This window comes from Nostoc sp. FACHB-888 (assembly GCF_014696655.1).
In the GTDB taxonomy this organism is placed as follows: Bacteria; Cyanobacteriota; Cyanobacteriia; order Cyanobacteriales; family Nostocaceae; genus Nostoc.
Genome location: NZ_JACJQM010000034.1, coordinates 34542 through 53028, shown reverse-complemented (window position 1 = coordinate 53028; position 18487 = coordinate 34542). Strand labels below are relative to the sequence as shown.

General features: G+C 41.5%; 15 protein-coding genes. 6 read left to right on the top strand and 9 right to left on the bottom strand.

The annotated features are described in order from the left end of the window. Positions 1-16: 16 nt before the first annotated feature. On the bottom strand, positions 17-832 hold the full coding sequence (locus H6G26_RS20825) for a M15 family metallopeptidase (RefSeq protein WP_190731069.1): 816 nt from the start codon (positions 830-832) through the stop codon (positions 17-19). A gap of 102 nt (positions 833-934) precedes the next feature. Between H6G26_RS20825 and H6G26_RS20820 the strand changes: the two genes are divergently transcribed. Further along, positions 935-1852, top strand: coding sequence for an AEC family transporter (locus H6G26_RS20820; protein WP_190731082.1), 918 nt, complete (start codon positions 935-937; stop codon positions 1850-1852). On the opposite strand, the gene H6G26_RS20815 is transcribed toward H6G26_RS20820, so the two are convergent. From H6G26_RS20815 to H6G26_RS20800, 4 genes are all read right to left on the bottom strand, one after another. Further along, positions 1849-5742, bottom strand: a complete 3894-nt coding sequence (locus tag H6G26_RS20815; RefSeq protein ID WP_190731068.1) for a GAF domain-containing protein — start codon at positions 5740-5742, stop codon at positions 1849-1851. The genes H6G26_RS20820 and H6G26_RS20815 overlap by 4 nt on opposite strands. A gap of 256 nt (positions 5743-5998) precedes the next feature. After that, a complete protein-coding gene (locus H6G26_RS20810) occupies positions 5999-7186 on the bottom strand; it encodes a TRC40/GET3/ArsA family transport-energizing ATPase (RefSeq protein ID WP_190731067.1) in 1188 nt (395 codons plus the stop codon). A gap of 698 nt (positions 7187-7884) precedes the next feature. Further along, the gene (locus tag H6G26_RS20805) at positions 7885-8880 is read right to left on the bottom strand and encodes a peptidoglycan-binding domain-containing protein (RefSeq protein WP_190731066.1); all 996 of its coding nucleotides are present in this window, start codon (positions 8878-8880) and stop codon (positions 7885-7887) included. 43 nt (positions 8881-8923) lie between these two features. Further along, a complete protein-coding gene (locus tag H6G26_RS20800) occupies positions 8924-10240 on the bottom strand; it encodes a CCA tRNA nucleotidyltransferase (protein ID WP_190731065.1) in 1317 nt (438 codons plus the stop codon). Positions 10241-10326: 86 nt separating this feature from the next. On the opposite strand from H6G26_RS20800, the gene H6G26_RS20795 reads away from it, so the two are divergent. The 3 genes from H6G26_RS20795 (at position 10327) to tsaB (ending at position 11617) form a co-directional block, all read left to right on the top strand. Continuing rightward, entirely contained in the window at positions 10327-10575 is a 249-nt protein-coding gene (locus H6G26_RS20795) for a Ycf34 family protein (RefSeq protein WP_190731064.1), read from the top strand. Positions 10576-10722: 147 nt separating this feature from the next. Continuing rightward, on the top strand, positions 10723-10878 hold the full coding sequence (locus H6G26_RS20790) for a hypothetical protein (RefSeq protein ID WP_190731063.1): 156 nt from the start codon (positions 10723-10725) through the stop codon (positions 10876-10878). 79 nt (positions 10879-10957) lie between these two features. Continuing rightward, positions 10958-11617 carry a tRNA (adenosine(37)-N6)-threonylcarbamoyltransferase complex dimerization subunit type 1 TsaB gene (gene tsaB, locus H6G26_RS20785; RefSeq protein ID WP_190731062.1) on the top strand — a complete coding sequence of 220 codons (660 nt, stop codon included), beginning with the start codon at positions 10958-10960 and terminating at the stop codon, positions 11615-11617. A 168-nt stretch (positions 11618-11785) separates the two neighbouring features. Here tsaB and dnaN read toward each other — a convergent pair whose 3' ends face one another. Together dnaN and H6G26_RS20775 are read right to left on the bottom strand one after the other, a co-directional pair. Next, entirely contained in the window at positions 11786-12949 is a 1164-nt protein-coding gene (gene dnaN, locus H6G26_RS20780; protein ID WP_190731061.1) for a DNA polymerase III subunit beta, read from the bottom strand. 37 nt (positions 12950-12986) lie between these two features. Continuing rightward, positions 12987-13241, bottom strand: coding sequence for a hypothetical protein (locus tag H6G26_RS20775; RefSeq protein WP_190731083.1), 255 nt, complete (start codon positions 13239-13241; stop codon positions 12987-12989). Positions 13242-13777: 536 nt separating this feature from the next. Here H6G26_RS20775 and H6G26_RS20770 point away from each other — a divergent pair. Both H6G26_RS20770 and H6G26_RS20765 read left to right on the top strand, forming a co-directional pair. Continuing rightward, the gene (locus H6G26_RS20770; RefSeq protein WP_190731060.1) at positions 13778-14218 is read left to right on the top strand and encodes a hypothetical protein; all 441 of its coding nucleotides are present in this window, start codon (positions 13778-13780) and stop codon (positions 14216-14218) included. Between the two features lie 596 nt (positions 14219-14814). Further along, positions 14815-15627 carry an SDR family oxidoreductase gene (locus H6G26_RS20765; protein WP_190731059.1) on the top strand — a complete coding sequence of 271 codons (813 nt, stop codon included), beginning with the start codon at positions 14815-14817 and terminating at the stop codon, positions 15625-15627. Between the two features lie 266 nt (positions 15628-15893). Here the strand turns inward: H6G26_RS20765 and H6G26_RS20760 are convergent, their stop codons facing one another. Next, on the bottom strand, positions 15894-16856 hold the full coding sequence (locus tag H6G26_RS20760) for a general stress protein (RefSeq protein WP_190731058.1): 963 nt from the start codon (positions 16854-16856) through the stop codon (positions 15894-15896). Between the two features lie 424 nt (positions 16857-17280). Next, positions 17281-18378, bottom strand: coding sequence for a 3-deoxy-7-phosphoheptulonate synthase (gene aroF, locus H6G26_RS20755; protein WP_190731057.1), 1098 nt, complete (start codon positions 18376-18378; stop codon positions 17281-17283). Positions 18379-18487: the final 109 nt, after the last annotated feature.

Here is an 18487-nt window from a genome sequence, read left to right as displayed (position 1 = left end):
AGGTAATAATTACGAATTATTTTGGCTCCGATGGCGATATCTGAGCGGGTTTCAGATTTCTGGCTTTGTAGAACGTTTCTAAGCTATTGCGATCGCCTACAAAACGCCAGTGCCAAGGCTCATAACTCACACCTTGAGTATTATTTTTAGGAAATGACATTTCAAAGCTAAAACGCGCTGCATTTGCTTGCAGCCACCGATAAGCCTTGGTATTGTCAAAATTGGTTTGGAGATTAGTAGCTGGTACTGCTCCGTCTCCAATATCTACAGCATAACCTGTGTGATGTTCGCTATGACCAGGAGGAGCGCTGAGGGCAGCTCGTTGTGCTGGTGTTTGATTTCGCTGGGCACCGACACTAAAAAACAACGGTTCCTGATCTTTGATTGAGCGAAAGCCAGAAATTGGTACTAAAGTTACACCTGCACTCCGCGCTTCTGCTACCATCTCCTCAAACTTTTGGGCAGCAGCTTTTCGCATTCTAATGCCCCTATTTGCGGAGATGGTTACTAGTTCTGACACAGGAGCTTCTGGGTATGCCAGATGCCCTAATAGAGCGTTGACAGAATTACTAGATTCTGTAGTTGGTGTGGGTGCAGAAGTAGTGGGTGAGGGTTGAGAATCTGCGGTTTTTTTGGGTGCAGTAACGAAAAGAAAAAACCCACTAATTAAACCCAGCAAGACAAATCCCGCAATTCCCCCAATCAGCATAATTTTGGGTTGCAACCACATTTTAGGCGCTGCAACAGGGGCATCGCGTACAGCCACTGGAATATCATCACCAAGGTCATTCGATGAGTTTTGCGGTTTTTCAGAAAACCCAGCCTTATTCAACGGTAAACTCCTGTTTCTGTGGGATAGCCATAACAGATTTTGCACTGGACAAAAGTAGATGTAACAGGTAGCATTTTACATTTATGGTTCTTAGGAGAAATATTGACAAATCTTTTAGAACTATACGTCAAGCTGGGAGGATTAGTCCTGGTAGGTTTCATTCTGGGACGCAAATTACCTGTGACAGTTCCTACACGTTTAGGACAGTTTCTGTTTTGGGTGGGAGTACCCATAAGCATAGTATCCTTTTTGCGTCAATCCAGCTTGTCAGGGCAAATTTGGATTGCACCTGCGATCGCTTATCTAGCCATTTTACTAGGAGCATTTTTAGCTTGGTTAGGAATTAAAGGACAAGCCTATTTTAGAAATACTGTCCTTCAAGCACCAACTCAGGCTAGCTTGCTCCTAGCCGCAATGTTTGGTAATACAGGTTATCTGGGCTTTCCCATTACCTTAGCAATACTAGGCAAGGAATACTTTGCTTGGGCGTTATTTTACGATTTACTAGGTACATTACTAGGAACTTATGGCTTGGGTGTTTTTCTAGCAGCCCGTTTTAACGGCGGTTCCCAAAATCATTGGCAGATTATTAAAGCCATCTTAATTAATCCTGCCCTATGGAGTTTCGGATTTGGCTTGTTGGTTCGAGAAGTGGCAATTCCCACAGTCACGGAATTCTGGCTAGAAAAATTTGCTTGGAGTAGTGTAGCTTTATCTCTGGTGTTAATTGGAATGCGACTGGCGCTAATCAAATCTTGGAGTAGCCTACCACAAGTAGCGATGAGCTTGGGAATCAAAATGCTGTTAGTTCCCTTGATATTGGGCAGCACATTACCACTGTTTGGATTAACTGGTTCCACAGCAAAGGTAATTGTCTTACAAATGGCCATGCCCCCAGCTTTCGGTACGCTGATAATTGCTGAAACATTCAATCTCGATCGCGATCTGGCAGTTACTGCCTTAGCTGCTGGGGCTATAGTATTACTGATTACTCTCCCAGTTTGGCTGTGGCTGTTTTAGGGCGATGACTCCTCCATCTCTGGAAGTTGATAGAGCGATTTGGTGATTTGTATCACTGGAATTTCAATCCAAAATTCTGTACCTAAACCCGGCTGAGAATCACATTTAAATACACCACCGTGTTTATCTACAACAATCTGATAACTTATTGATAACCCCAAACCAGTGCCTTTTCCTACTGGTTTAGTAGTAAAAAATGGGTCACAAATTCTTGCCCTTAAGGCTTCGGGTATTCCTGGTCCATTATCTGCAATGCGAATTACTACACTCTTAACATTGCCTTCAAGCTCTCCGAAAGCAGTGCTGATAGTAATTTGATTGCCATCAGGTTTTACTTGAGATTCCCTATAATCTTCTAGGGCATCGATCGCATTGCTTAAAACATTCATAAATACCTGATTTAGTGGCCCGGCATAGCACTCTACTAAAGGCAGGTTGCTGTACTCTTTGACTAATTTAATCGCTGGACTCTCTGGTTTTGCTTTCAAGCGATGCTGCAAAATGAGCAAGGTGCTATCAATGCCCTCATGAATATTAACTGGCTTCATTTCTGCATGGTCAAGACGGGAGAAATTCCGTAAACCCAAGACAATTTGCCGGATGCGATCAATTCCAACTTTCATGGAAGATAGAGTTTTGGGCAAATCCTCCATGATAAATTCTAAGTCTATTTCTTCAGAGCGATCGCGAATTTCAAAGTTGGGGTTAGGGCAGTTTTGCACATAGAGGTCTAGTATACTGAGTAAATCTTCGGCATAATCATTGACATGATTGATATTGCCATAAATGAAGTTCACCGGGTTATTAATTTCGTGAGCAATACCAGCTACCAGTTGACCCAGTGAGGACATTTTCTCAGTTTGGATCAGTTGGGTTTGAGTTTGTTGTAAATCATGCAAAGCTGTAGCCAGCTTTTGGGTCTGCTCTTTGGTTTGATTATGTAACTGGGCTTGTTGGAGTGCAACCCCAAGCTGATTGGCAATTTGAGTGATGAACTTCATTTCTGAGGCTTCCCAATGGCGGGGTGCAGAGTTCTGATAAGCTGCTAGTAAGCCCCATAGCTGTTGTCCGATAAATATAGGTGCGATCGCATAAGCTTTTGCCTGTAATTTCTCCAGAGCCGCAATGTGACACTCCGAATGACCAGACTTATAGATATCATCAACTATATAGCTTTCATTGTGGCGATATCGTCCACCTTCGGTTTCTTGTAAATAGCTATCTTCCCAAACTGTTTTTAAACTAGAAGTTACAAGTTTTACCCACCCATCACCCACAAACTCGGCGATATATTCACCACTCCAATCTGGATTAAAACGATAGACAGCCACACGATCCGCTTGCAGTGATTTGCAAATTTCTTGAGTGGTTGTTTGAAAAATCATATCTAAGTTCAAAGATTCCCGGATTTTTGCAACAACTTCAAATAATACGCGTTGTTGTTCTGCCGCTTGTTGCAAATCAGCAGCCTGATGTTTAGTTTGTTCAAGTAAATCAGCTTGTTCTAGCGCTACAGAAAGCTGTGCAGCAACTTGGATAACGAACTGGATTTCTGAGGATTGCCATTCACGCGGTTGGTCGCACTGGTGAATGCACAACAAACCCCACAATTCATTACTTTTAGCCAGTGGTAAGACTAAATTGGCTTTAACTTGAAGTTGATCCAGCATTTGGACATAACAAACATTCAGCCCAGAGTTGTGGATATCAGCGATCGCGTGGATGCGTCCCTGACGATAGAGGGCATCATACTTCTTCTTAAAGCAGTTGTCTTGAATCTTTAATGTTAAAGCAGAAGTAAACTCTGGCAAAAGATCCTCTGAAACAATTTCACCTTCATCAAGTTCGGAATTCGGGTCAAAGCGGTATACTACCACTCTGTCAGCATTCAAAGACCGACGGACTTCACACACAGTTGCGGCAAAGACTGTCTTTAGATCAAGAGATTCTCGAATTTTGGCAACAACTTCAAATAATACGCGTTGTTGTTCTGCCCCTTGTCGCAAACTTAACGTCTGCTGTTTTGTTCGCGTGAGTAATTCTGCTTGCTGGAGTGCTACTCCCATTTGGGCAGCAATCTGACTAAGAAAGTTAACTTCAGAAGCTTTCCATTGACGAGGGCCAGTGTGTTGATAAGTTGCCAGCAAACCCCAAAGTTTTTGCCCAACAAAGATCGGAGCAAGCACAAAAGCGTGAATTTGAAACTGTTCTAGATTGTCGATATGACACTGAGCAAACCCCATATTGTAGATGTCATCCACAGCAAATGTTTCATTGTTGCGATAGCGCCCTCCCTGTGTCTCTTGTAAATAGGTGTCATTCCAAACTGTATTAATACCTAGTTCAGACTCATTCGACCAGTATGGACTAGCAGCCTCGAAATCCCCGACAAATTCACCACCCCAATTAGAATCGAAACGATAAACAGAAACTCGATCGGCTTTGATTAATTGACAAACTTCTTTAGTAGTTGTTTGAAAAATAATATTTGTGTCAAGAGATTCTCGAATCTCGGCAATAACTTTGAACACAGCCTGTTGTTGTTCACTTGTCCGTTGCAACTCAACTGTGCGCCTTTTAACTTGTTTTTCTAAATTTTCATTAAAGGTTTGCACCTGTTGGTATAGTTCATACTGCTGAATTGCTGAAGCAAAGTGTTTTCCGATGTCTGTAGCTAGTTCAATTTCTTCGCTTGTCCATTTTTGAGCTTGTGCTTTTTTAGATTCGCGCCAAACCTCAAACGATAAACGTGGGTAGAGTTGCCTTTGATCGCTGTCATACTGCCCCGCCCAGAGAGTTTCTGTATCTATTTCATTGCGGAAAATACTTAAATAGCCTAGCAACTGCTGACGATACTGAAGTGGGATCATCAACATACTGCGAATTTTAGTTGGTTGAAAAGTAACTTGCAGACTTCGCAAGTTAGAAGTTTGATATATATCTGAAATGGCCCAAGTATCGTATTTACCAGACTTGTAGTGTTCCTGCCAAACGCTATACTGCTCTATCAATGGATATATGGTTTGTTCTGGCATTACAGGTTGCTGCCCACAGATATAAAGCCTGGCACAATTATTTCCTGGTATTAAACATTCTGTTAAGCTGCTGATGTTGCCATTGTGAAAATCAAAAGCTGCATTTCTAATGCAAAGACGACCACCAACACCATTAAAGGCAGCAACAGCTGCTTCTAAGGCTGGTTGTAATACAATTGTGGGTAGTGAATGTAGTAGGGTAGCAATGCGGTTAATGATAGTTTCCCGTTCGGCTGTTTTGCGGACTTGAGTGAGCAGGGTACTTTGAGCGATCGCTACTGACAGCTGATCAACTACCATTTGTACTGCTTCTAGTTCATATTCTGAAATCAAACGCGCTTGGGAATTATGAGACACCAGCAACCCCCAGAGCTGATCTTGATCAATAATGGGCGCTACTACAGATGATTTAACTCCCATTGCACTCAAGTATTCAACATGACATGAATCTACAGGGCGGTAACGGATCTCCTCTGATATAGTTTCTCCATTTTCCAAGTCATGGAGGTGACTTTGACCAATCTCTTGAGTATCAACGTTAACAACAGAACGCACCCGTGATTTCATAAATAGTTCACGGGCAGTAGCTGGAATATCATCAGCAGGAAAATTTAGCCCCAGTAGCGATGGTAAACGATTTTCGTAAATTGACTCAGCAATCACTTGACCACTAGCATCGGGATGAAATTTGTAAATCATCACTCGGTCAGTGTTTAATAGCGATCGCACCTCTGCCGTTGTCACCGTGATAATTTCTTCCAACTCTAAGCTTCGTCGGATACGGTTTGTAATGCGGCGTAATAAACTTTCTTCATGGCGGCATAAGGACAAATCTTGTTCAGGGTTGGAAATCATTGCTTATAAGAAAATCAATTAATAATTTGCAAAGTGACATAATTAAATCTAAAGCCATTTTCAGATTTAATTAATCAAAGTGTCTTCAGTAAAACTACGGGCAAATCACTAATAAAAATATTTATTTACCTTTGATAAAAATTAATCAAAATCTTACAAAAACAGACGCTCAAAAATTCGCGTCTGTACTAGCTACAAGAGAAGATTCTTGCTTTTTAGTTTTGGCTTCTTGTCGAACATTGCTGTAGCGACAAAATTAAACTCTTATATTGTCAGTGAAGCGGATTTTTAGATAGTCATCTTCCATCTTTGCCCCTCCTGGTTGTAGTGCTGCTAAGGCTTGCGGCAAAACTAAGTTACGACGGTGGTTGCCAATAGTAATGTTTAATTCGTCAGCATTCTTACTCAGTTGAACTTGGTTTTTAGGAATCCCAGGTAAATAAATTTCCAAGCTGTATTGGTTTTGTTCTTGCACGACTCTCATAGTCGTTTCTTTGTAATAAACCTGAGTTGGATCTTCATCTTTATAGAGGGTTTCCTTCAGGCGTTCTAATGCCGCCAATCCACACATTTCCTCAGAAAAAAGTGGAACTTCTTTTACAGGTAAAGGGTGGAAATTATCATGAATTTCTTGGCGATATTGCTCCTGGCTTTCCTTCCAACGTTGGAAAAATGGGTCTTGGACAACGCTAGGAATAATTCGATTAGCCACTACTAAATCTGTTGCAACATTATACAAACTCAGATAAGCATGGGCGCGAAGAGATTCTTTAATCACCATCTTTTCGGGATTAGTCACTAGACGCACTGAGGTTTGAGTATTGTCTGTTAATACTTTTTCTAGAGCTTCAATTTGTTCATAAAACTCATAAGGTGCATCCATCACCTCTTTATCTGGTAGCGAAAAACCAGCAATTGGTCTGAAAAAAGGTTCAACCAAAGGTCGAAGCGCTACCGAGATGTTTTGAAATGGTTTGTAAAAACGGCGCATATACCAGCCACCAACTTCTGGTAAACTCAGCAAGCGCAGTGCTGTGCCCGTGGGGGCTGAGTCGATAATTAAAACATCAAACTCACCTTCATCGTAATGGCGTTTCATCCTTACCAAGCCAAAAATCTCATCCATGCCTGGTAAAATTGCCAATTCTTCTGCCTGTACGCCGTCTAAACCCCTTGCCTGTAAAACTTGAGTAATGTAACGTTTTACAGCACCCCAGTTTCCCTCTAGTTCTTGCAGCGCATCCAGTTCAGCACCCCACAGATTTGGGCGAATTTTTTGGGGTGCATGTCCTAGTTCTATGTCAAAACTGTCTGCCAAAGAATGAGCCGGATCTGTACTCAAAACCAATGTCTGATAGCCTAGTTCTGCACAACGGAGTCCAGTTGCAGCAGCAACGGAAGTTTTGCCCACGCCGCCTTTACCAGTCATCAAAATTACACGCATAAATGCTTCTGTCCTGCCTGAGAGTTTTATTACATTTATTTACATTATCGACTGTTTAAGAAAATAAATGCTGTTTCACTACGTCTAGGCGTGAACAGTTTGAGTTATTCATTAGTAATTGTGGTGTTTTCCGACTAAGGGCGTGAGTTCAACGGGTCAGATGGTATTGGCTTAATTAGCCGAAGAAAAAACCTCTCCCTGGTTTTACTACGCAAAACCTGTCCCTCTCCGAGCCGGAGAAGGACAGGCAGATTTTAACTTGAGTTCAAGACGGGGATAGGTTTGTCAAACTCACTTGCGTTGCATCAACGGTGGGTAGTTTATATCATGTCCGCTTGATTGCTTATTAAACCCGAAGAACCCCACCCCGCCAAAGCGTAGCTTTGTCTCCCTGCCCCTAATCCCCAGCTACGGTGTACACACAAGTCTTCTAGAGTTGCGCCATCGGCTTTTGATCCCCCCAACCCCCCTTAAAAAGGGGGGCAAAAAACTCTCAAAGTCCCCCTTAAAAAGGGGGATTTAGGGGGATCAACACACATTTTGCACCCAGCAAAAAGATGTGTGTACACCGTAGCTAATCCCCAGAGGGGGCCCTGAGTTCCCCGCAAGCGTACGGTGTACACACAAGTCCTTTAGAGTTGCCTCACAGGCTTTTGATCCCCCCAACCCCCCTTAAAAAAGGGGGCAAAAACTTCATATTACTTCTTATTCCAGAGACTAATAAATTCTTTATAAATAGCTGGGGTGATCTGACTTTGTAAGTGAGTTAGTGCATCACGATGATTTTGATTGTTGTCATCATAATAAGTGAACAAATTCGTCAGCTTGACAATTTCAGGATTTTGATCGTTTGTCCCCCTCCATTTGTTGGTAACTTTGTGTAAAACGTCCTTGGGTAGATTTTGTTGTAAGTTATTTAGGGCTGCGATGTAAGAAGGATTTTGAGGATTCTTTTTGAATTGAAACCATAAATCGATCAGCCTGAGTTGGGTCTGTGGCTGAGGTTGGGGCTTATTTGTTAGAGTAGGTAGCTGGAGAATTTGACGCTGTTCAATAGTAGCAATGCCATTTTCAGTTAAACCCTGAGATTTCTGAAATTTCTTGACTGCTGTATAAGTGGCTGGCCCATAAAATGGCTTGTTTGGAGGAATTTCGGCATTGGTTGCGAAACCGTGAAACTTCAATCTATTCTGAAGTCCTATGACTGTATCTTCCATTACAGTTCGAGTATCAGCATCAGCGTTACCATTAACCACAAGTTTTTGTGAATACTGCTTCTGAAACTTTTTAATCGCTTCTTCAGTAGGAGCATCTGTTAAGGAGTTGTTATTCCGCTTCCAGGGAGCAAATTTAGTCAGATCCGGCTTAGGATCTATTTCAGGAGCTAAATATCCCAGCCCAATCAATATATGACGGATGACTTCAGGGCTACTGACGGCCATACTTTTTGGTTCCTTTGCTACTAAACTACCATTTAATGTATCTTGTTGTACAAAAGTTATGTAAGTAGGAATAAAGAAATCTAACATATCTTGTTTACAAGGCGTTCCAAAACTTAAGCGATGTGTGACACTAAGGTAAAACTGTTTGAGACGTTCGGTGTAGGTAACTACACACTGGTAAAAAGAAACGTGGTTTTTAGTCTTGGTGGGCGATCGCGATCGCTTCAGGTTGTTTCCAAATAGCGATCGCATATATTACAGCAGATTTCAAGTTATATCATGTTTGCTTGATTACTTATCCTTTAAGTAACTGACGTGCAAATGCGATCGCCTCTGTTGGCGTTGAGACTTTCCCCTCAGCTTGTGCTACGGCAATTTCTGTCAGCAGTTGACCGATGATTGCCGAGGCTGGAATATCTAATGTTATGATCAAATCCTTGCCGTTCACTAGTAGAGTGGGATGAGCGACCAGATCATCAGGGTTTAGGTAACGGTTGATCAAAGGTGCTAAGACTTGGCAATTCCTTAGTTTGGTTTCTAGAGTTGTAGCGACTGTTGTGTGTAGTGGCTTCTCAACAGACATCGCCTCTACCAAATTATTGAGTGCTACAGCTAGCACTGCCGTAGCGGGAAACACAATATCTGCGTCACGGAACAACAAGTATTGTTCTCGCAAGGACATATCGACTACTTGAAGTTGCGGTAATAGTTTTAGAACAGTGGTTACACCACGAATTTCGGCACGACTATAAGTTAGTTCCTGTAACTCTATTTCTGCTAATTGCGGATTGGGGTTGACAAGACAAGCAAGTTTGGCAATACCTAACCAAGTGGTTTTAATACTGTCGCGGACATATTCTTGCAGTTGTGCGCCTAATTGTTGCCAATTTTGGCTGAGTAAAGCAGCTGCTTCGTCAACTGCTGCTAGTTTGAGCAAGCTTTCAGGGGTGGCATTTTTGAAAAAAGGAGCAAGTAAACCATCTTCCCAAGCAGTTGTGATCCAAGGAGTCCCCTGAGAATTTGCCAGCAAATAACCAATTTCTACCCTAACTCGTTCGGCTGCAACTTTGCTAATATGCGATGCCAAAGAACGAATTACGGCTTGAGTAGCTGGCTCAATAGTAAAATCTAATTGGGCGGCTTGGCGATAACCTCGCATTAACCGTAAAGGGTCATCTTCTAGGTTTGCAGGTGATACCATTCGCAAAATGCCCTGTTGTAAATCTTCGTAACCTTGCAGAGGATCGATGATTTCTTGTGTATGGGGATTATAAGCGATCGCATTTACTGTAAAATCCCGTCTGTGCAAATCAATTTCTAAGCTATTTCCTTCCTGTTGGGCAAAGTCAGCCGTGGCGTGGGGAAAAACCACACGCGCAATTTGTCGTTCTGCATCAAGTAACACAAAACCAGCTTTGTAATGACGAGCGATCGCTCTCGCTACCTTTACCGCCTTAGATGGTATAACAAAATCTAGATCCAGATATTCGCGAGTTCTGCCAAGGATGGCATCCCGTACAGCGCCACCTACCATGTAAGCGGGTTGTGGCAAGAATTCCAAGCTAAAAGGCCAATTTTCGGAAGCTAGGGTAGAAAGAACTGATTGATGCATTGTAATAAAAATCAACCCAGCAACTCATGAATAAAAGTTGGGCTTAAGTTAGATTAACAATAAAGGCCCCTGGAGTTGGTTCTATTATGTGTATTTGCGTGAACTGCCACTATGTAGACCGATGTGTTACCTATCATGCTGTAGAAGGGCAGCACCAACAGCCTCACTTGACTGAAACACCTAATTTTGATCCGAATGAACCTTCTATTAATGTCAACATTCGGACTAATGAGGATGTAATTGAAATGGAATGGGATGTTGTTGGTTGTCTGAGCTTCAAACGGGAAACGGGTAAATGGTCGAAGTTGCGTCCTGGTGAATTAGTGCCGACTTGACAGAAATGATTGGTGTATCTTATAGCTATTTTCAGGTAAATAGACCAGGCGGTAAGGGCACGGCAATGCTGTGCCCTTACGTCAGATGTGGTTTAAATACATGAAAACTACTGTAATGAGATTTTATTTATCAGCGTTCGCGAATCTATGGTATGGGGAAAAATGTCAAGAAAGCGATCGCACAGAGAAAGTGAACAGCAAGTGAATATTTGCGATCACCTACGCCATCGCCTTCTGATTTTGTTGAAACAGCAAAACCTTTGCGCTGAGGCTTCTATCCACACCAAAACAAAAGAATTATAGTCTATTCAATTAAGAACAGCTATGTTATATGCTTGAGTAATTCACGTTAACTCTATAAAAATAGATATTTTAAATAACTTTGACAACGGAACTAAAAGACTTTGCATTAAATAAGTACGCTTTAGCACTACATACTACCACACCAGAATTAGGTTTGGAAATTAGTAATTTTGCAGGCGATACTCGCTCCCAAGTTTGGAATTTGGGACGTGATTTATCTAGCCTAATACATCAATATTTAATTGAGTTTATCAAACCGCAAACATGGGCAGATTTATCATTTATCGCAGTTGCAAAAGGCCCTGGCGGCTTTACGGGAACTCGGATTGGCGTTGTCACTGCTCGGACTTTAGGACAACAGTTAGATATTCCTGTATTTGCGATTTCAACTTTGGCTGCGGTAGCTTGGTCAGAAGCAGGTAAAAGTCAAAATCCAAAAACTCTTGCTGTGGAAATGCCAGCACAACGAGGTCAAATTTTTGCTGCTATTTATCAGTTTGAGCCAGATACTTCTAAATTAACAGCGTGTTTACCAGATAGAGTGTTCGCGCCAGAAGCATGGCAGGAAACTTTAGCTAATTGGAACACTAATTATCAGTTGATTCAAGCCCAATCTGGGTTAGCAGCAACGGTGACGAGTATTTTAGAACTAGCTAATCTCGATTGGCAAGAGGGCAAGTCTCCTAATTGGTCAGAGGCTTTGCCATATTATGGGCAGCATCCAGTAGATGGTGCATAAGGCACTTCCAAATAAAAAAATAATCAGAGGTTTTCGCCCCCCTTTTTAAGGGGGGTTGGGGGGATCAAAAGGCTGTGGGGCAACTCTAGAAGACTTGTGTGTACACCGTAGCCCAAGCGAGGAGGGGATTAAGGGGGCGACGATAAAAAGTGCTTAAAGTTATTCTTTTTAACTTCTAAGTTGTACAGGCATAGCTAAATAGGTCATTTTCAAACCACCCAATGGCGTAAAAATCACTGGAGTTAAACTTTGATTTAAATGCATTTGAATTTCAGAAGATGGTAACTCTTTCAAGCCTTCCATCAAATATTTAATATTAAAAGCAATTTCAATGTTTTCCCCAGAAATTTGCGCCGGCATTGACTCTCTACCACTGCCCACATCTTGAGCTTCACAAGATAAGGTAATTTCTTGAGCTTCGCTATCAATACTAACCTTAACAATATTATTTTTCTGATCGGCTAACACAGCAATCCGTTCTAAAGTGCTGACGAATTGTCGCCGTTCAATTGTCACTTGTCGCTCAAATTGACGCGGAATTAGTTGTCGATATGCAGGATATTGCCCTTCTAATGTACGACTAGTCAAACGTTGATTTTGCCACGCAAACACAACTTGACCTTGATCGAAATATAAAGCTACAGGTTCATCTGATGAGGCGCTATGAGCTAGCATTCGTTGAAGTTCGCGTAATGCTCTAGCTGGTACTGTCACTTCTAGTTGACTAGTTCCACCCAAAGGACGCTCGTTGCTAGTTTCTACCACTGCGAGGCGATGTCCGTCGGTAGCTGCAAATTCTAGCGTATCTTGTTTAACTGTTAAATGTACTCCCGTAAGTACTTGCTTAGTTTCATCACCACTTGTCGCAAACAATGAACCCCGTAATCCTTCAATTAATGCAGCAGTGGTGAGATGGATTACTTCGGTATTTTCAATTACAGGTAGTTCGGGAAATTCTTCAGGCCCCATTGCTCGGACTTGGTAATGTCCACTCTTGGGGGTAAGTGTGACTATTAAACCTTCTCCACCGGGTGTTGCACCTGTGAGGGCTGATTCATCGTCTAGAGTGATTTCGCCTTCTGGAAGACGAGAGGTGATATCTACAAGTAACTTAGCAGGAAGTGCGATCGCACCACTTTGCCATACCTCTGCGTTAAAGCTGGTGCGGATTCCTAAGCTGAGATCGAAGGCTGTTAAGCTTACCTGGTTAGTTTCAGCATCCGCTTGCAACAGTACATTGGCAAGTACTGGATGAGTCGGCCGTGAAGGTACTGCACGACTAACGAGTGAGAGATTTGTACTGAGATCGCTTTGGGAGCAAACTAATTTCATAAGTCAGATGCAGCTGGTGAAAGATATCGTAACATTCTTATTGTTTATAGGCGATCGCTGTTTGATTAGCGTCTAGGCGATCTGATAAATTACCAACTGAGAGCAAATGCTTTGGAATTCCTCCCATGCGCTCTAGAATGCTTTGCTCAAATGGCTGGCTTTGCTCACCATGAGATGGGGAATTTTTCTGATCCTGTCTATCTTTGATGAATAGCAAGAAGTCTAGCACTTCTTTCACTAAAGAATCTGAAACCTGCTCAATTTCCTGAATAAGTTGCTCTCTGGCTGTCATAAATTATCTGTCTCAATACCAACAGAACTTCATTTATCACGTTAACAAGCTTTGAGGGGCAATTTTATCTTAGACAGCAAGCAAAAGCGATGTCTACGACGGGCTACGCCTACGCATCTACGCTTCAGACTGTAAAAATTTCAACCTTTGCAACAAATGCTCTTCCATATATAAGAAAGGCTTAAGTATTTCTTGCAAATGTATAAGTCGTTGCAACAATTGTTTAATACTTTGCAACAAAGGCTCTTCCATGTATAAGAAAGGCTTAAGTATTTCTTGCAAATGTATAAGTCGTTGCAGCAATTGTTTAATACTTTGCAACAAATACTCTTTCATATATAAGAAACGCTTTAATCATTGCAGCATTTGTTGTAATGAACTTATAAATCTATTGACTACCTGAAGCTAAACTTTGTCTAAGTGAAATTAACTAAAGCTTTAGAAGTATGAGCGCAACTGATTTGCTATATTTCCCATGACAAATAAAAATATTTTGGTATAAAACAGTACTATCAACCTAGTAGCAGAGATGCATTATGGCACGTCGTAAAAGAAATTCCAGCGTTTTAGAACGAGCTGATCGCCGGATTGAGAGTTTACAATCTATCAGCGTAGAACTTGACTTTGGCCAAGGATTGACTATCCAAGCTTATACTATGACAATTAACGATCTCCGGTCTAAGCTAGCTGCTTACAACACTGCGTTATCTACCATTGACAAACTCACAGATGACGTGAATAACGCAGAACAGGCTGTAATCGCAATGTCAGAAAAAATGTTACTAGGAGTTGCCAGCCGTTACGGTAAAATCAGCCAGGAATACGAGATGGCAGGTGGTGCTAGACGAGGTAATACTAAGAAGAAGCGAAGCGTATTAGGCAATTCCAAAGTCACGAATCCTTTAGCAGCCGATTCTGTTCAGCCTTCTTCTGTAAATGGATCTATGAATGGGACATCGGCTGCGATCGTAAGTTAGTACAATTATCGCAAGGTGTAGGGGCACGGCATACCGTGCCCCTACGAATATACTCATTAACAGAAAATCAAGATTTTTAACCCGCGGAGGCGGGTTTTGTTTGTGTAGCCGCGACTTCCAGTCGCCCGGTGTAGTACTCCTAAAATAGCAACGGAATTTTGCTGTAGCATTGATGACGATATTAAATATTTTTGCTCTTGTTTATATAGATACAGATTTTTATATTTGCGTCTAATATGCTTGATTGAAGCATACTCATTTCAGGTGGATAGCATCATTTATTGTCTGCATAAAAATAGCTAGAGCAAAGACTATACAGCAGATTGGAAGTAAGTAAAGTATAAAATGTAGGACTCAAAACTCAGATATCAAGAGTTTCTATTTCTTGCCTTACTTCGGCTCCCAACTCTTGGAGAGGCTTCGCCCGAAGCGTATCTATGCCGCAGGCTTTACGACTACGCTTAGGACAAGACGCTCAGTCACCCCCTACCTCAAAACCTGTAATTTTGTACTTCATCCAAAGGAAAACTGCTGTATTGCTGTAGCTAAATTTATAAAACTTAAATTAATTAACTCACGTTCGTCATTTTTTTAGCATGAATAAAACATCTGAAAGTCGGAAAAAAAAAACTGCTCTAATTACAGGAGCGGCTAGTGGGATAGGCTATCAATTAACCCAGATTTTTGCTCGTCATGGTTATAATCTGGTGTTAGTGGATAAGAATGAAGAAAAACTTAGTGAAATTATAGGTGAATTTCCGCAAAAATTTGGCATTTTTGTGAAAATTATAACTAAGGACTTATCTATCCCAACATCCCCAGAAGAAATTTTCGCAGAACTACAGCAAGCATCCATCAAGATTGATGTGCTGGTTAACAATGCTGGCTTTGGTACTTATGGAGCATTTAGCGAAACAGACCTCAACATTGAACTGCAAATGCTTCAGGTAAATCTGGTGAGTCTAACTCATTTAACAAAGTTATTTCTCAAGGATATGGTTGAGCAAGACTATGGAAAAATATTAAATGTGGCCTCAGCGGCTGCTTTTCAACCAGGGCCTTTAATGGCAGTTTATTTTGCTACTAAAGCCTATGTGTTATCATTTTCAGAAGCGATCGCTAATGAATTACAGGGCACAGGTGTCAGCGTGACTGTTCTTTGTCCAGGGCCAACAGCATCGGAATTTCAACAAACTGCTGCAATGGAAGATTCAAAGATTGCTAACGTCAAGAGAATGATGGATACGCAAACCGTTGCTAAAATTGGTTATCGAGGCTTGATGACAAAGAAAACCGTTGTTGTTCCTGGTATAAGAAATAAGCTATTAACTGAAAGCGTCAGATTTACACCCAGAAATTTAGTAACAAAGGTTGTAAGAAGTATGCACGAACTCAAAAAAAATAGGTAGCCCGATACTTTATACTTTTTTAAACTAAATCACGAGAGTCACTTTCTTCACACAACGAAGTGAACAAGGGCATCTATCGATAAGCATAGGGATCAGCCATCTAATCTTTATAAAAAGTATTTTCCTTTTTTGATACCTTTTAAATACTTAGTTTTTGGCTTGAATTATCATCTGTAACAGATACAGCTAAAGACTAGAGTATATTGAAAGTATTGCTGTATATTTGTTTGCTTTAACAAAATTGTTAAATTTTCCGTTACTATTTTTCAAGAACGGATTAACATGGGGTCATAAATTTGACATTCTTGAACCCCGTAATTGCCCAGAATTAAGCTAGCCGATTCAAGCTCATTGTCTGTGCCACTAACGATAAGTATGTAATTGCCTTGAGCAATTTGTTCGTTGTAAAAACGTGCCCACTCATCTGCTATTCCTAGCCTCATAGCGTCAAAACGCTCACTTAAATTAACATCAATTGACCCAATCAATTGAGAAAAGTCTTTGCAAATTAAGGAAATCTGGTTTGCTGAAAAACCTGCGGCATACATATCGTTAATTGCGGTTTTAGCATTATTTATACTATCAAAGTAACTAATAGCATACTTGGTCAAAATCCCACTTTTATTAGTCATGGCAGTTGCAGAAGTCCTAGTGGTCAAATAATTTGTAGGTAGTTGCTCACTATTGAGAGGCTCGTAAATGCCAAACTCTTCAATACCCCAACGGTGTAAGATTGCTTCTACTTTAGCAATTTCAAAAGATGTACAATCCACGATTATGAAATAGTGTCCATGCTCTACTCGCTCGTTATATGTTCTAGCTTGGTCTTCTGATATTCCCCAACCAACTAGCGCACCAGCAAAAGTCCCAGTAGCAGCACCAATACTTGCACCAACAAGGGTTGTAACTAAAGCAGTTGCAGCTGCGCCAGCCAACATTATTGGCCCAACTCCAGGGATTGCTAAAGTACCAAGACCTACTAATAAACCAGTCAACCCACCAACAGCGCCCCCTGAAAGCCCTCCTACTGTTGCACCTTCGTCGGCTTTATCACCAGTGCGCTCTTTAATTTCATCATCGGCAATCTCATGATTGCGATCTGTATTCTGTACAACTACAGATACTTTTTCCATAGCCAAGCCAGAATCTCTCAACTCATGTAGTGCCTGTTCTGCATCTCGACGATGAGTAAATACGCCTATAGCACGTTTATATTGACTTAAAACCATTATTACTCCTTGATAGCCGGGGAAAATTAATTCCGCACAAATCTAGTTTTTCATTATCTGTAATCTTAAATACAACTTTATTTAACTTGAAACCATCGCAAGTAATAAAACTCATTACAGACGCGGCAATCACTATCCCTCTAATAAGCTGTTACGCATTTAATTTGCACATTGAGATCGCAGGGGGGCAGGGGGCAGGGAGCAGGGGAGAGGGTTTGCAGCTTTTATCACCATAAAAATGGTGCAATTTAAATGACGATTAGCTTATCATGTTCGCTTAATTGCTTATTAAACCCGAAGAACCCCTCCCCGCTTTTCGAGAGGGGGTAATGATATGAAAACCTGATCAACGGATTTTCTAGATGAAAGAATCTGTTGATCAGGTTTAACCATTTGCAAAAAATCGTCTCAGATTACGGTCTATCTACTTTGATAGTTCTGGCGTGAGAATGCGGCTTTCACCAATCTTATCAAATGCAGGTGTAGACCAGCGATCAACTACTTTGCCCAGAATTGACATTTCTTGAACTAAGCGGTCAAACTTATCAGGAGTGAGAGATTGAGGCCCATCAGATAAAGCTTTTGCTGGATTGGGGTGAACTTCAATCATTAAAGCATCTGTACCAGCTGCGATCGCAGCCATTGCCATCGATGGAACATATTCAGACCTACCAGTACCATGACTGGGATCAATCATAATCGGTAAATGGGTGAGCGATCGCAATACCGGAAGCACCGATAAATCTAAAGTATTCCGAGCATATTTGCCATCAAAGGTTCTGATTCCCCGTTCACAAAGAATCACATTTGGATTTCCAGATGCCAAAATATATTCTGCCGCCATCAGCCATTCGTCAATTGTGGCAGACATCCCCCGCTTCAGCAGCACAGGTTTATCTTGAGCGCCTACCTTCTTGAGCAACGAAAAGTTATGCATATTTCGCGCTCCGATTTGGATTATGTCAGCTGTTTTCGCCACTGCTGATAAATCGGCAGCATCCATGAGTTCTGTGACGATACCTAAACCAGTAGCTTCCCGCGCTGCTGCTAACAAATCTAAAGCGCTTTCACCATAACCTTGAAACGCATAAGGTGAAGTGCGAGGTTTGTAAGCTCCACCACGCAAAAACTGCGCTCCTGCGGCCTTCACGCGCTTTGCTGTTTCGACAATCATCGCTTCATTTTCAACGGAACAAGGCCCGGCTACTACTACGATTGGATGATTTTCGCCGAAATAGATATCACCGTTAGGTGTTGGTACAACAACTTCGCTGGCTTCTCCATGTCGGAATTCTCGACTTACGCGTTTGAAAGGTTGTTGCACTCGTAATACTTGCTCAATCCAAGGGCTGAACTCTTGAACTTGTAATTTATCGATGCTAATGGTATCACCAATTAGCCCCAGCACAACTTTATGAGTGCCAACGCTTTTTTCTACCGTGACTCCCCAAGTCTCACTCACTTCTTGGCTGATGCGAGTAATTTCTTCAACAGGCGTACCGGTTTTAAGTATGATAATCATCTATTTTTCCTTGTGTATAGATAGTTTATGGGTGTAATATTATGACCCCTCTCCAAACCTCTCGACCTTTCGGGGAGAGGCTTAAAAACCTTATTTTTTCGTTGCTCCT